Source organism: Streptomyces sp. ME19-01-6 (assembly GCF_033793745.1).
GTDB lineage: Bacteria > Actinomycetota > Actinomycetes > Streptomycetales > Streptomycetaceae > Streptomyces.
The window spans coordinates 89,506-103,508 of the sequence record NZ_JARAXF010000009.1; the positions used below are offsets into that span (position 1 = coordinate 89,506).

The window sequence follows — 14,003 nt, forward strand, 5'->3', positions numbered from 1 at the left end:
ACGAGGGCATCAGCGGCAGCCGCAGTTCGCGAGTGCGGACGCCATGCGGTCCAGCGCGCGCTGTGCGCCCTGGGGGTCGTTGGTTCCGTTCGTCATGAACGCGAAGACCAGAAGGCGGCCGTCCGCGTCGACGACGGTGCCCGCGAGCGTGTTGACGCCCGTCAGGGTTCCGGTCTTCGCGCGGACCACGCCGCGGCCGACCGCCTCCTGCGCATAGCGGCCGCGCAGCGTCCCGGTGAAGCCGGCCACCGGCAGGCCGGTGAGGACCGGGCGCAGCTCGGGGTGGTCGGGGTCGGCGGCGCGCACCAGGACCTGGGCGAGCAGGGCCGCGGACACATGGTCGGCGCGGTCCAGACCGCTGCCGTCGGCGATACGGGCGCCCGACAGCGGCAGCCGGAGCTTGTTCAGCCGGTCCATGACGGCCCGCCCCGCGCCGTCGAAGCTGGCGGGCTCTCCGGCGGCGAGGGCGGTCTGCCGGGCGAGGGCCTCGGCGATGTCGTTGTCGCTGTTGGTCAGCGCCCGCTCGACCAGGCCGGACAGCGGCTGGGAGCGGACGGTGGCGAGCGGCCGCGCCTTCTTCCCTGCCTTTACGGACCGCGGCTCGCCCCGCACGTCGATCCCGCGGTCGCGCAGCATCGAGGCGAACGCCTCCGCCGCGTCGGCGGCGGGGTCCTGGGAGCGGGGGGCCGGGCCGTGGTCGCTGTCGTCCAGGCGGCCCTCGTCGACCATGAGGGGGGTGACGGGCGAGATGTTCTCGTTGGGTCCGATCGGGTGCAGGACCGGGCCGGAGTAGAGCGAGGTGTCGTAGCCCAGCCGGACGCTCTCGGTGCCGCTCTTCTTGAGCGCGGAGGCGGTCTTGTCGGCCAGCTTGCGCAGGCTGGCCGGGGCGTCGGCGCCCTTGGTGGCGTGGGCGGTGAGGGTGGGGTCGCCGCCGCCGACCAGCACGATGCGGTCCTTGGTCGTGCCGTTCTTGGCCTCGCCCTCGCCCTTCTCGCCGCTCCCGGCGTCTTTGGGGACGACGACGGTGGTCTCGATGCGGTGGTCGGGCCCGAGGGCGGAGAGCGCGGCGACGCCGGTGGCCAGCTTGATGATCGAGGCGGGCACGGCCTGGGTGTCCGACTGCGTTCCGTACAGCTGCCGCCCGGTCGCCGCGTCCACGACGGACACCGAGCGCGGCTTGCCCAGCGCGCCGTCGTCCAGCAGCGGCTCCAGCGCGTCGGCCAGGCCCGCCCGGGTGGGCTGCGGGACCGCGTCGTCGCCGCTGTCCGGGGAGGGCGCGACGGCGGCCGTGCCCAGAGGGGCCAGCACCGGCGAGGCGCTGGGCGCGGGCCGCGGGGGGCCGCCGCCGTGACGCTCGCCACCTGTCCCCGGACTCCCGGCGGCGCGGGCCCGCTCAGCCGTACGCTGCCCGGAGTCCCACGGCCCGGCCGCGAACACCGACGCGACCGCCACCACCAGGCCGACGACGGCGGAGACCGCCGACAGTCGCCACGTCAGCCGCTGCTCCACCGTGGCGCTCCGCCACCGGCCCGTGGCGCTCTGCCACCGGCTCTGCCACCACCTGACCTGCCACGATCTGGCTTCAGGCACGTCGGACCAGCCCCTTTCGCCACCACACACCTGCGTGGGGGACACTTAATCACCAGACGTATGTGTTGATCATGGAGGAGCCACCCGTGGAGTTCGACGTCACCATCGAGATCCCGAAGGGTTCGCGCAACAAGTACGAGGTGGACCACGAGACGGGACGCATCCGTCTCGACCGTCGACTCTTCACTTCGACCAGCTACCCGGCTGACTACGGCTTTGTGGAGAACACCCTCGGCGAGGACGGCGACCCGCTGGACGCGCTGGTCATTCTGGACGAGCCGACCTTCCCGGGCTGTCTGATCAAGTGCCGTGCGATCGGCATGTTCCGGATGACGGACGAGGCGGGCGGCGACGACAAGCTGCTGTGCGTGCCCGCGTCCGACCCGCGGGTCGAGCACCTGCGTGATATTCACCACGTTTCGGAGTTCGACCGCCTGGAGATCCAGCACTTCTTCGAGGTCTACAAGGACCTGGAGCCGGGCAAGTCGGTCGAGGGGGCCAACTGGGTGGGCCGCGCCGAGGCCGAGGCCGAGGTCGAGGCGTCCGTGAAGCGCCTGGAGGCCGCGGGCGGCGCACACTGAGCGTGCTGATCTCTCTTGAGTTGCGCTTGAGTTGCGCTGAGTCTTAAGAGCTTTTGAGGGCTTTGAGGGCTTCGACAAAGGGCGGTCCGGTTTTCCGGCCCGCCCTTTGTGTTTGGTCTTGCCGCCTTCGTCTTGTTACTTCTTGTCGCGTCGGGCCTCAGAAGCCGCGGGTGCGCTTGGCGGCGCGGCGGCCCGTCGCCTCGGTCTCGGGCCGCGGGGCCTTCAGGAACAGGCGCGCGGCCTCGTTGCCGAGGTTCACCCCAATGGCGATGGCCAGGGCCAGCGCCACCGCCTGGGTGAGGTGGGTGATACCCCGGTCCAGATTGCCCTGAGCCAGCGCGAGCAGGCCGAAGTACGTGGCGCTACCGGGCAGCAGCGGCCCGATGGCGGCCGTGACGTACGGCAGCGCTGACGCGTAGCGGTAACGGGACAGCATCTGGCCGAAGAGGCCGACCAACCCGGCCGCGACGGTCGTGGCGGCGACCGCGGGGACGCCCGCGGTGTCGTGCAGGGCGCCGTAGACGACCCAGGCCACCCCGCCGTTGAGGGTCGCGAACAGCACGGTGTGACGTTCCTGCTGGAGCAGGACGGAGAAGGTCAGCGCGAGCAGCATCGCCGCGACGATCTGCACCACCGGCCGGTCGACGTGCCGCAGCGCCGCCTCCGGGTTGAGCTTCGCGTCCAGCTGCAGGCCCCCGTACAGCACCGTCAGCACGCCGCACACGATCCCGACGATCAGATAGACGACCTCCAGGAGCCGGGCCGCGGCGGTGATGTAATAGCCGGTCAGCCCGTCCTGGACGCCCGCCACCAGCGCCCGCCCGGGGATCAGCGCGAACAGCCCGCCGGTGATCACCGCGGACGCCTGCAGCCCCACCCCGGCCAGGCTGAGCGCGACGCCCATCGCGGCGGGCGGCATCGCCGCGGCCACGAACTGGTAGAACTCCGGCAGACCGCGCCCCGAGGCCAGCCAGGCCAGCCGGTCGCCGAGCATCGCGCCGACCGCCGCCGCGAAGAAGACCGGCCAGTCGCCGCCGACCAGCATGCTCGCCGCACCGGCCAGCGCGCCGCCGGCCACGGTGAGCGCCCACCCGGGGTAGGGGTGGCGGTTGCGGCGGATCTCGGCGAGGCGGCGGTAGGCCTCCTCCAGGGTGAAGTCGTCGCTGGAGGTGATGTCGTCGACCAGGCGGAAGACGGCGGACAGCCGGGTGTAGTCGGTGCCCCGGCGGCGCACGGTCCGGCTGGCGGTGATCGGGTCGTCGACGAGCGAGGGCTGGTAGCTGACCGAGAGCAGGGTGAAGGTGACGGTCGGCTCGCAGCGGTCGAGCCCGTACGCGTGCGCCACGCCGAACATCGCCGCCTCCACGTCCTCGGCCCCCTCTCCGCCCGCGAGCAGCAGCTCGCCGATGCGCAGGGTCAGGTCCAGCACGCGCGGCGCGGCGGGCCCGGCCTCGTCCTGCCGCTCCTGGCGCTCGGGGGCCGGACGCTCGCTGATCGGCATGCGCAGCATGGTGCGCATCCGGTCCTGCCAGGGGCCTTCCTTGGTGAGCTGGACGACGGGGATGCCATTGGGCGGGGTGAACGCCGGGAAGTTCGCGGTCTGGGCGGTCTGCGGGCCGGTCTTGACCCCGGCGGGCGGTACGAAGGCCGAGCCCTCGGTGTCGGCGGCGGGCTCGGGGGCCAGCCCCTCGGGGACGGCGAACTCGGAGGTGGGATGGTCGTCCTCGGGCACGGGAGGCAGTGGCATCCCGAGCGGCGGGGTGAAGGCGCTGTGCGCCTCGTCCGACTGCGGCTTACGGCTCCCCGCCTCCGCTTCCGGCACGCTCACACCGCGCTGACCGCGCTGTCGTTCGGACCCCACGTCTCTTCGCTCCTCACCCGCCTCTGTGCCTGATGTACCCCGGCCACCATGCATCATGGCGGCCACTGAGCCCATTGTGCGGGTCGGCGGCCGCCATCCGAAGGGGGGGGCGGTGGGAGGAGAGGGGCGTGGGGCGGTGGGAAAAGGGTCGCGCTGGGGAGGGGCTGGGACTGCTGGGTGTCAGCGCTTGGCGTGGCGGCCGCGCACCGTCGGGCCCGAGGGCTGCTGCGCCTGGTAGCGCGCCTCGGGGCCGGTGCCCGGCCCGGCCGGGCCCGCCGCGGGGCCCTGGGCGCCGGCCGGCTCCGCCAGGCCCGACGCGGCTTCCTTCTTGGCCTTGCCCCGGGCGCGGAGGAACTCGATGACGATCGGGATCACCGACAGCAGCACGACGCCGACCAGGATCAGCTCGATGTGGGTGTGGACGAAGTCGACCTTGCCGAGCGCGGCCCCGAGCAGGGTGACCCCCACGCCCCACGCGATGCCGCCGATGATGTTGAAGATGATGAAGGAGCGGTAGTTCATCCGGCTCACGCCCGCGATGATCGGCGTGAACGTGCGCACGATGGGCACGAAGCGGGCCAGGATCAGCGACTTGGGCCCGTGCTTCTCGAAGAACTCATGGGCCTTCTCCACGTTCTCCTGCTTGAAGAGCTTGGAGTCCGGGCGGCGGAAGAGCGAGGGGCCGACCTTCCGGCCGAAGAGATACCCGACCTGGTCACCGATGACCGCGGCGGCGGCGACGCCGCCGCAGACCAGCCACAGGTCCTGCTTGATCACATCCGTGGTGACCAGCAGGCCCGTGGTGAACAGCAGCGAGTCGCCCGGCAGGAAGAAGCCGATGAGCAGGCCGGACTCCGCGAAGACGATCGCCAGGACGCCGAGCAGGCCGAAGGTTTCGATGAGGTAGTCGGGGTCCAGCCAACTGGGGCCGAGCGCGAGAGTGGTCACGGGTGACAGGCTCCTGGGTCGAGGGGTGCAGGCTCGTGCGAGGCCCGGCCGCAGGGTGGGGGCGGACAGGGTGTGGTCTTCACAGTGTGCCGCCCAAAGCTATCAACGCCGTGTGCGTTCCTCCGGTTCCCGCTGATGGTTCCGCCGGCCGGGGCGCGCCCCTATCGCCCCCGGCCGTACGGATCTCGGCGATGAGCCACGCCGCCAGGCCATACGGTCAAGCCATGCGGTCGGCGTTGGCGAGGATCGCCTCCCGGATGTACGTGGCGAGACCGGGCCTGACCGCCTCGTACGTGGCGGTGAAGCGCTCGTCCGCCACATACATCTCGGCGAGCCCCCTGTGGATCTCGTAGCCGCAGTCGTAGGAGAAACGGGAGATGTGCTGCCGGTGCTCCTCGGCGAGGTCCATGGCCTCCACGGACCGCGGCTCGACCCCGGACTCCATCAGCGCGGCGAGCCGGGCGTTGATGTCGTCCGACTCCGCCTTGATCCGCAGCCAGTCGTCCTTGGTGTACGAGGCGGCCTTGCGCTGCGACTCCCGGTACGCCTCGGTGCCGCCCCAGCGTTGCTCGGCCTCCTCGGCGTAGTCATCCGGGTCGAAGTTCCCGCCGAAGATCTCGAACTTCTCCTCCGGCGTGAGGTTGATGCCCATCTTCCGTGCCTCCATGGCGTGTTCGACGGCGGCGGCCATCTTCCGGAGTCTTTCGATCCGCTCGGTCAGCACAGCGTGCTGACGCCGCAGGTGCTCCTGCGGGTCCGCGTCCGGGTCGTCCAGGAGGACCGCCACCTCGTCGAGCGGGAAGCCGAGCTCCCGGTAGAACAGGAGTTGCTGCAGCCGGTCGAGGTCGGCGTCGTCGTAACGCCGGTGCCCGGCCAGGCTGCGGGCGCTCGGGCTCAGCAGCCCGATCTCGTCGTAGTGGTGCAAGGTGCGCACCGTGATCCCGGCGAAGCCCGCCACCTGTCCCACGGAGTAGCTCATGGCCCGTCCGCTCCTTCCTCGGTACGCGCTCCACGGTGCGCCCTCACGTGGCGTGAGGTGCAAGTCCGGATGCCGGAAATTCGCTGGGAGGTGTCCCGGGCACCTGGCATCCTGCCTCGCTGAGCAGCGCGGGGTGACGGCACGGGGCGCGACGGGGGCGTGACGGGGTAACGGCGGGGGGAACTGCCGGGGAGCGGCGCGGGAACGGGATATTCGACCCATATACCCGTATTGTCGCCAAGGTCAGCCGACGGCTCTCGCACGACTGAGGGGATTGGGCGGCCCATGACGCTCCACTCGGGCAGGCACGGCAAGCGGGACGAGGACAGGCGGCGGCGCGGTGTCGCCGTCAACCCCTTCTACGGGGCGGCCGACCCGGTCGGCGGCATGGCCGACGAGGTGCCGCGCAACCGGCTGCCCGACGGCCCCATGGCGCCCACCACCGCCCACAAGCTCGTGTACGACGAGCTGATGCTGGACGTCAACGCCCGGCTCAACCTCGCCACCTTCGTCACGACCTGGATGGAGCCGCAGGCGGACCAGGTGCTGTTCGAGTGCCGCGACAAGAACCTGATCGACAAGGACGAGTACCCGCGCACCGCCGAGCTCGAGCGACGCTGCGTCGTGATGCTGGCCGATCTGTGGCACGCCCCCGACCCCGACTCGGCCATGGGCTGTTCCACCACCGGATCGAGCGAAGCGTGCATGCTCGCCGGAATGGCCTTCAAACGCCGCTGGGCCAAGCGCAATGCGGTGCGCTATCCGGCGGCGGCCCGGCCCAACCTGGTCATGGGGGTCAACGCCCAGGTGTGCTGGGACAAGTTCTGCAACTTCTGGGAAGTAGAAGCGCGCCAGGTGCCCATGGAGGGCGACCGGTTCCACCTCGACCCCCAGGCGGCCGCCGACCTGTGCGACGAGAACACCATCGGCGTCGTCACCATCCTCGGGTCCACGCTCGACGGCTCGTACGAACCCGTCGCGGAGGTTTGCGCGGCGCTTGACGACCTACAGGAGCGCACCGGACTGGACATCCCGGTCCATGTGGACGGCGCGTCGGGCGCGATGGTGGCGCCCTTCCTCGATACGGACCTGGTGTGGGACTTCCGGCTGCCCCGGGTCGCCTCCATCAACGCCTCCGGGCACAAGTACGGCCTGGTCTACCCCGGCGTGGGATGGGCGCTGTGGCGCACGGCCGAGGACCTCCCCGAGGAGCTCGTCTTCCGCGTCAACTATCTGGGCGGCGAAATGCCGACCTTCGCACTGACCTTCTCCCGGCCCGGCTCCCAGGTGGCCGCCCAGTACTACACCTTTCTGCGGCTGGGGTGGGAAGGCTACCGCGCGGTGCAGCAGACCACGCGGGACGTGGCGCGCTCGCTCGCGGAGCGGATCGAGGCGCTGGGCGACTTCAGGCTGCTGACGCGCGGGGACGACCTGCCGGTCTTCGCCTTCACCACGGCCGAGGGCGTGGAGAACTTCGATGTGTTCGATGTGTCGCGGCGGCTGCGCGAGCACAACTGGCTGGTGCCCGCCTACACCTTCCCGCCGAACCGGCAGGACCTGTCCGTACTGCGGGTGGTGTGCCGCAACGGCTTCTCGATGGACCTCTCCGACCTCTTCCTGGAGGACCTGGAGACGCTGCTGCCCGAGCTGCGGCGCCAGCCCCACCCGCTGGGCCGGCCCGAGCACCTGGCCACGGCCTTCCACCACTGAGCCGGCCGGGCCCCGAGGCCGGGTTTGTCAGCCCGTCTGCGACGTCTCCTGCAGTATCTCGGCCCTGCGCCGGACCGCCTCCAGGGCGCCGGGCCTGCGGCCGGGCACCCGGCCGCGCAGCGATATCAGGAAAGGGGCGAGGGAGCGTGCCCTGGCGGGGTCCTGGACGTACTGCCACTGGTGGTGGGCCCGGTCCACGGCCCCTTCGACGTCCGGGTGGTCGGCGGCCTCGCCGTTGCCCAGCCGGGCGTCGGCCACTGACATCCACAGCTCGCAGGCGCGGGCGGGCTCGTCGGCCAGGCGCGCGAGGTCGGCCCGTACCTCCCGCCAGTGGATGGCCTCGCCGGAGTGCGGGCCGGCCGAGCGGAGGGCCTCTTGTTCCCAGGCAGCCGCCATGGAGGCGGCCTCGCTGTGCCGCCCGGCGTGCGCGGCCTCGAAGATCGCGGCGTGCGGATCCGGCGCGGGCGGAGGGGTCCGTTCCCACGCGGCGGGCGACGGCGGGGGCGGTAGCGCGGCGACAAGCGCGGGCGGCGGCACCTCCGGCAGGCGGTCCTGCGGGCGGGGCGCCGGGGCGGCCTCCTCCGCCTCTGCGTCCCCCTCCCCCTCCGCCTGCGTCGCGCCGTCCGCAACGCGCGTCACTTTGCCGTTCAGACCGGCGGCCTCGGGCTGGTGCGGGACGCCCGCGAGGGGGGCCGCCGGAGCGTCGGCCGCGACGGCGGACCCGTCGAACAGCAGCTCCGAGCCGCCGCCGAGACCCGCCTCGGCGACCGCCCGCTCGTGCAGCAGCGCGAACGACGCGTCCTCGGCCGCGCCCCTCAGGGCCGCGGCGAACGCCCGGCTGTAGAGCGGCGCCGCGGTCCGCCGCTTGGCCGGAGCGGGGGCGAGGGCGCCGTAAAGGGTCAGCTCGGCCGCCAGCAGCCGTCCGGCCAGGACGGGGTCGGACGACAGCCGCGGCCACGCCGTCTCGTCGGCCACCAGATCGACGAGCACCGTGGCGCTGCCCGGCGGCCGCCGCGCGAGCTCGGCCGCCAGCCAGTGCCACGGCAGCGCGGTGTAGCGGGCGGTCCTCGGCGTCGTACGGGCCAGCGCGAAGTGCGGCAACCGCTGTTTGGCGTCGAAGGTGAGCTGGCCCGCGAGATAGATCAGCACCGGACCCTCGTGGGCGGCCGCGGTCCGCAGATGCGTCAGCACCGTCTGCGGGTCGGCCGGATCCACCAGCTGTACGACGCTCGCCCCGCCCGCGGTCCCCAGCAGCGCGGCGGGCGGTACGGCCGCGAGCTGGTGCAGTGCCCCGGCCGCGTCCATCAGCCGCTGTCTGCCCCCCGGGGCGGCGGCGACGAGCAGGGCGTAACCAGCCCCGCCCGTCGCCCTCGCGCCCGTGTCCCCCCTGTCGTTCACCATGTCAGCACCGTATCCGGAACCACCCACGACGGGTGATGGTGTGGCTCACGCGGCATTCGGGCGTGTCTGGACTCGTTTCAGCGGCTGAGGTTCTTGTAACGGCCCACGGCCAGGGGGAGGAAGACCGCCAGCAGCGCCAGCGGCCAGCAGACGGCGAGCAGTTGAGCGTGCTCGACGGGCCAGGGACCGCCGCCCTGGCCAGGGCGCCCGAACAGCTCCCGGACCGCGGTGGCCGTCGCCGACATCGGGTTCCAGTCCGCGATCGCGCCGAGCCAGCCCGGCATGGACTCCGGCGAGGCGAAGACGTTCGACAGGAACCCGACCGGCCAGATCAGGATCTGCACCGCCTGGACCATCTCGGGCCGTCCGGCCACCATGCCGAAGTAGATGCCGAGCCACAGCATGGCGAAGCGCAGCAGGAGCAGCAGCCCGACCGCGGCCAGCGCGTCCCCGGGGCCGACGTGCCAGCGCCAGCCCATCGCGAGACCGGTCCCGATGAGGACCAGCAGGCCCAGCGCCGACTGCAGCATGTCCAGGGCGCTGCGCCCGACCAGCACGGCCGAGGGGGCGATCGGCATGGAGCGGAACCGGTCGATGACGCCCTTGTTGAGGTCCTGGGTGACGGCGATCATCGTGGACTCGATGCCGAAGGCCATGTTGAGGGCGAGCATGCCCGGCACCAGGTACTCCTTGTAGTCGCCGCCGCCCGGGACGGTCATGCCGCCGCCGAGGAAGTAGGCGAACATCAGCAGCATCATCACCGGGAAGACCAGGCCGACGACCAACGGGGCGGGCAGCCGCGCCCAGTGGGCGAGACCGCGCCGGGTCATGGTCCAGGAGTCGGTGGCCGCCCTGCCGAGGCACCCCTGGGCTGCTGTGGCGTATGTCGCGGTGGTCATGCGGCCGCGTCCTCCTTGGTGTCCGTGGGGTCAGCAGTGTCCATGGGGTCAGCAGTGTCTGTTGGGTCAGCGGTGTCTGTGGGGTCAGCGGTGTCCGTGGTGTTGGTGCGTTCCCCGGTGAGGTGCAGAAAGACCTCGTCGAGGGTGGGGCGGCGCAGCGCGATGTCCTCCGCCTCGATCTCCGCCGCCGCCAGGGCCCGTACGGTCTCGGTGAGCGCGGTCATCCGGTCGGCCACCGGCAGGCTGATCCGCCGGGTGTCGGGGTCGGTCTCGACGGCGCCGGCCCGGGCGTGGGCCGCGGCGGCGATCAGTGAGGCGGCGGCGTCCAGTTGACCGGTGTGGCGGACCACCACCTCGATCCGGTCCCCGCCGAGCCGGGCCTTGAGCTCGTCGGCCGTGCCCTCCGCGATCACCCGGCCGGTGTCGATCACGGAGATGCGGTCCGCCAGCTGGTCGGCTTCCTCCAGGTACTGGGTGGTGAGCAGCACGGTGGTGCCGCCGCCGACCAGCGACCGGACCGCGGTCCACACCTCGGCGCGGCCGCGGGGGTCGAGCCCGGTGGTCGGCTCGTCCAGGAACAGCACCCGGGGCCGGGTGATCAGGCCGGCCGCCAGGTCGAGCCTGCGCCGCATGCCTCCGCTGTACTGGCCGACCGGTTTGCGGCCGGCGTCGCTGAGGCCGAACCGCTCCAGGAGCTCGTCCGCGCGGCGCCCGGCTCCCCGGGCTCCCAGGTGGTAGAGGCGGCCGAACATCTCCAGGTTCTGCCGTCCGCTGAGTCCCTCGTCGAGGGCCGCGTGCTGGCCGAGGAGCCCGATGCGGTAGCGGACCTCGTCGGGGTGGCGCAGTACGTCGTATCCGGCGACCTCCGCGCGCCCGCCGTCGTGGCGCAGCAGCGTGGACAGGATCCGTACGGAGGTGGTCTTGCCCGCACCGTTGGGACCCAGCAGGGCGTGGACCGTGCCGTACGGGACAGTCAGGTCGAGCCCGGCGAGCGCCGGCCGGCCTCGGTATGCCTTCCGCAGTCCCTCGACGACGATGGCGGATTCGCTGATGCTGTCGGCCAAGGTCTTCTCCTCTTCCCCTCGTTGAGCATTAATCAAATTTGACTACTCGGAGGCGGGAAAGATACTTCCCGATCCAGGGACTAGTCAAACTTGATTAGCCAGCGTCCCGCTCGGCCTCGGCGTCGTCCTCGCCGCTCGGAGGCGCACATGGGTCCTCGACGCCGACCGCGCTCTCCACGCTGTCCATCAGCACATCGACCGAGCGCTTCCCCTCGCCCGCCATGACATACGCCCCGCCCTCGAGCCGCTCGATCAGCCTGCGCGTCCACTGCGCCCCGCTGTCGGCCGAGTGCACCCAGAGCTCCATGATCTCGCCGATGTGGCCCCATGCGTCGGGTGTGGCCTCCGGCGGCATCCAGTGCGCGGTGACCGCGGCCCGCCACTCCTCCAGGGCCGCGACCCGCTCCTTCAGCAGGGAGATCGCCTCGGCACGCGGAAGGTCGATGATGAAGCCGACCCCGGCCGACAGCTCGTCGATCTTCTGGTCATGGCGCACCAGCGCCTCGCGGAGCAGCCGGAAGTACTCCTCCTCCCCCGCGTCGGTCAGCTCGTACTCGGTGCGCGGCGGGCCGCCGACCGTGCTCGGCGCGACGTCGTGAGCGAGCATCAGGCCTTGCTTGGCCATCTGTTTGAGCGCGTGGTAGATCGATCCGGGCTTGGTGTTGGACCACTCGTGGGCGCCCCAGAACTCCAGGTCGTTACGGACCTGATAGCCATGGGCCCGCCCGTGCTGGCGCACCGCCCCCAGCACCAGCAGCCGGATCGCTGACATCGCCCGCCTTCTCTCCCTCCCGGACCCCTCCGAGGGCCCGCCGCTGTCCAGGCTAGACGGCCGACTCCTGCCCACAACCAGCCGACTCCCCGCCGCAGCCGCCCCTCTCCCGGTCTCAGCCGGACCCTCCCTGGGCCCGCTACGCCCGCAGGAACGCCAGGACCGCAAGGACTCGGCGGTGGGTGTCCTCGCCGGGGGGCAGATCGAGCTTGCCCAGGATGTTGCCGATGTGCTTGCCCACCGCGGCCTCGGAGACGACCAGCTCACGGGCGATGGCCGCGTTGGACTTCCCCTCCGCCACCAGGGCCAGCACCTCCCGCTCACGCGAGGTGAGCCGCTCCAGGGGGTCGCGCCGACGGCGGAACAGCTGGCGCACGACCTCCGGGTCGACGACCGTGCCGCCGTCCGCCACCCGGCGCAGCGCGTCCATGAACTCCTCGACCTGCCCGACCCGGTCCTTGAGCAGATAGCCCACCGCCGTGCCATCGCCGGAGTCCAGCAACTCGGTCGCGTACGTCCGCTGCACATACTGGCTCAGCACCAGGACCGGCATCCCGGGCCGCTCCTTGCGCAGGGCGACCGCCGCCCGCAGCCCCTCGTCGCTCTGCCCCGGCGGCATCCGCACATCGGTGACCACCAGGTCCGGGGAGTGCTCGGCGACCGCCGCCCGCAGCGCGGGAGCGTTGCCGACGGCCGCGGCGACCTCATGCCCGAACCGGGCCAGCAGCCCCACCAGACCCTCACGCAGCAGCACACTGTCCTCAGCCAGGACTAGCCGAAGACTTCGATCGGCTCGCACGGTATCTCCACGCCCAGAATCGTCGGCCCGCCAGGCGGGCTGGAAAGCCACAGTGTCCCATCGAGCGCGGCCACCCGGTCGGACAGCCCGGTCAGCCCGCTGCCACCCAAGCCACCACCCGAGCCACCACCCGAGCCGCCCGGCAGCAGGAGCGCACCACCCGCCCCGTCGTCCACAACGGACACGAACAGCGAGCCGTCCCGCACCTCGGCCCCCACCTCGGCCTGCGCCGCGCCACTGTGCTTGGCGACATTGGCCAGCGCCTCGCAGACCACGAAGTACGCCGCCTTCTCGACCGGTTCGGGCAGCCGCCCCAGCCCCGAGGCATTCACCAGCACGGGGACCGGCGAACGATCCGCGGCGTCTCCCAGCGCCGCCTCCAGGCCCCGGTCGGCGAGCACCTGGGGGTGTATTCCATGAATCAGCTCCCTCAGCTCCGCCAGCACCTTGCCCGCCTCGTCATGCGCCTTGGCGAGCTGGTCGGCCAGCGGCCCCGGCGGGGCGTCCAGCCGCGCCAGGCCCAGCGTCATGGTGAGCGCCACCAGTCGCTGCTGGGCGCCGTCGTGCAGATCCCGCTCTATGCGCCGGCGCTCCGCCTCAAAGGCGTGCACCAGCCGGGCCCGCGACCGGGCCACCTCCCCCAGTTCCTCACGCAACTCGCCCTCGGGACCCACGAGGAGCAGATGAGCGAACGCGGCGCGCAGCCCGGCGAAGACGCCCAGACAGTAGAGGGCCACCGGCAACAGCATCGCTCCCCCGAGGGACCACGCGGACGCCTCGGGATAGGAGGTGACGGTCCAGTACTTGAGGACCTGGGCCTGACCCCCGCCGTCCAGGGCCAGCAGTATCGGAGTGGCCATCATCCCCAGCGGCGCTCCCAGCGCGCCAAGCAGGGCCAACGCGTCCGCCATCCACAGGCCGAATGCGAACAGCACCGTGTACGCCAGCTCGTACCAGGTCGTCCGCTCCTGATACCGCACCCGCGCCCAGGCGAGAAGGCCCGGCTCGTCCGGGGTGCGGTGCGGGTTGCGGGCCGGGCTGTTGTCCACCAGCCGCAGCCGGCGGCGCTCGACCGCGCCGACCGGCACCCCGGCCAGCCCCAGCGCGGCCAGCACCACCAGCCCGATCACGACGATCGTCAACACCCCTCCGACCAAGGCGAAGACGACGATGCCGAGGAGCGCGAGGAGCCCGACGGGCGCGCTGCTCATCAGATACAGCACCGCGCGCCATGGCCAGGCGGAGCGCAGATAGCCGGGCTGATACAACGCCTGCCGGACATTTCGTGTGGACATGCGAGAACGGTACGACCCGCCAACCCCCCGCCACAGTCGGTCCAGTAGGCGTCTTGGGGGTATGGCTGGCCATACCCCGGAACTATGCCCAGTGGTCGTGTACG

Annotated in this window: 12 protein-coding genes; 2 read left to right on the forward strand and 10 right to left on the reverse strand. The window is 71.9% G+C overall.

Annotated features, from left to right (window positions below):
* Positions 1-9: 9 nt before the first annotated feature.
* Positions 10-1,590: a D-alanyl-D-alanine carboxypeptidase/D-alanyl-D-alanine-endopeptidase gene (dacB, locus tag PV419_RS21975; RefSeq protein WP_415925362.1), complete on the reverse strand. Its 1,581-nt coding sequence runs from the start codon at positions 1,588-1,590 to the stop codon at positions 10-12.
* A gap of 86 nt (positions 1,591-1,676) precedes the next feature.
* Here dacB and PV419_RS21980 point away from each other — a divergent pair, with 86 nt between their 5' ends.
* Positions 1,677-2,171, forward strand: a complete 495-nt coding sequence (locus PV419_RS21980; RefSeq protein ID WP_014178498.1) for an inorganic diphosphatase — start codon at positions 1,677-1,679, stop codon at positions 2,169-2,171.
* Positions 2,172-2,328: 157 nt separating this feature from the next.
* Here PV419_RS21980 and PV419_RS21985 read toward each other — a convergent pair whose 3' ends face one another.
* From PV419_RS21985 to PV419_RS21995, 3 genes are all read right to left on the reverse strand, one after another.
* Positions 2,329-4,032: a threonine/serine ThrE exporter family protein gene (locus PV419_RS21985; protein WP_319691428.1), complete on the reverse strand. Its 1,704-nt coding sequence runs from the start codon at positions 4,030-4,032 to the stop codon at positions 2,329-2,331.
* A gap of 180 nt (positions 4,033-4,212) precedes the next feature.
* A complete protein-coding gene (locus PV419_RS21990) occupies positions 4,213-4,980 on the reverse strand; it encodes a DedA family protein (protein ID WP_319691430.1) in 768 nt (255 codons plus the stop codon).
* A 217-nt stretch (positions 4,981-5,197) separates the two neighbouring features.
* Complete coding sequence (locus PV419_RS21995; RefSeq protein ID WP_319691432.1) at positions 5,198-5,959, reverse strand: MerR family transcriptional regulator; 762 nt, start codon at positions 5,957-5,959, stop codon at positions 5,198-5,200.
* A 285-nt stretch (positions 5,960-6,244) separates the two neighbouring features.
* On the opposite strand from PV419_RS21995, the gene PV419_RS22000 reads away from it, so the two are divergent.
* Positions 6,245-7,669: a glutamate decarboxylase gene (locus PV419_RS22000; protein WP_319691434.1), complete on the forward strand. Its 1,425-nt coding sequence runs from the start codon at positions 6,245-6,247 to the stop codon at positions 7,667-7,669.
* Between the two features lie 27 nt (positions 7,670-7,696).
* Here the strand turns inward: PV419_RS22000 and PV419_RS22005 are convergent, their stop codons facing one another.
* The 6 genes from PV419_RS22005 to PV419_RS22030 all read right to left on the reverse strand — a co-directional run bounded on the left by PV419_RS22005 (position 7,697) and on the right by PV419_RS22030 (position 13,899).
* Positions 7,697-9,070 (reverse strand): hypothetical protein, encoded by a 1,374-nt coding sequence (locus PV419_RS22005; RefSeq protein ID WP_319691436.1) that lies wholly within the window; start codon positions 9,068-9,070, stop codon positions 7,697-7,699.
* Between the two features lie 77 nt (positions 9,071-9,147).
* Positions 9,148-9,969, reverse strand: coding sequence for an ABC transporter permease (locus tag PV419_RS22010; protein ID WP_319691438.1), 822 nt, complete (start codon positions 9,967-9,969; stop codon positions 9,148-9,150).
* Positions 9,966-11,033 carry an ATP-binding cassette domain-containing protein gene (locus PV419_RS22015; RefSeq protein ID WP_415925363.1) on the reverse strand — a complete coding sequence of 356 codons (1,068 nt, stop codon included), beginning with the start codon at positions 11,031-11,033 and terminating at the stop codon, positions 9,966-9,968. The genes PV419_RS22010 and PV419_RS22015 overlap by 4 nt, the downstream gene beginning before the upstream one ends.
* Positions 11,034-11,127: 94 nt before the next feature.
* Positions 11,128-11,805 carry a PadR family transcriptional regulator gene (locus tag PV419_RS22020; RefSeq protein WP_319691440.1) on the reverse strand — a complete coding sequence of 226 codons (678 nt, stop codon included), beginning with the start codon at positions 11,803-11,805 and terminating at the stop codon, positions 11,128-11,130.
* Positions 11,806-11,944: 139 nt separating this feature from the next.
* The gene (locus PV419_RS22025; protein ID WP_319691442.1) at positions 11,945-12,604 is read right to left on the reverse strand and encodes a response regulator transcription factor; all 660 of its coding nucleotides are present in this window, start codon (positions 12,602-12,604) and stop codon (positions 11,945-11,947) included.
* Positions 12,577-13,899 carry a sensor histidine kinase gene (locus tag PV419_RS22030; RefSeq protein ID WP_319691445.1) on the reverse strand — a complete coding sequence of 441 codons (1,323 nt, stop codon included), beginning with the start codon at positions 13,897-13,899 and terminating at the stop codon, positions 12,577-12,579. Before PV419_RS22030 ends, PV419_RS22025 begins: the two co-directional genes overlap by 28 nt.
* Positions 13,900-14,003: the final 104 nt, after the last annotated feature.

Bases quoted from the DNA above. Each gene is read 5' to 3' on its own strand.
- PV419_RS21995 (WP_319691432.1), bottom strand. From the start codon at position 5,959: ATGAGCTACTCCGTGGGACAGGTGGCGGGCTTCGCCGGGATCACGGTG.
- PV419_RS22000 (WP_319691434.1), top strand. From the start codon at position 6,245: ATGACGCTCCACTCGGGCAGGCACGGCAAGCGGGACGAGGACAGGCGG.
- PV419_RS22005 (WP_319691436.1), bottom strand. From the start codon at position 9,070: ATGGTGAACGACAGGGGGGACACGGGCGCGAGGGCGACGGGCGGGGCT.
- PV419_RS22010 (WP_319691438.1), bottom strand. From the start codon at position 9,969: ATGACCACCGCGACATACGCCACAGCAGCCCAGGGGTGCCTCGGCAGG.
- PV419_RS22020 (WP_319691440.1), bottom strand. From the start codon at position 11,805: ATGTCAGCGATCCGGCTGCTGGTGCTGGGGGCGGTGCGCCAGCACGGG.
- PV419_RS22030 (WP_319691445.1), bottom strand. From the start codon at position 13,899: ATGTCCACACGAAATGTCCGGCAGGCGTTGTATCAGCCCGGCTATCTG.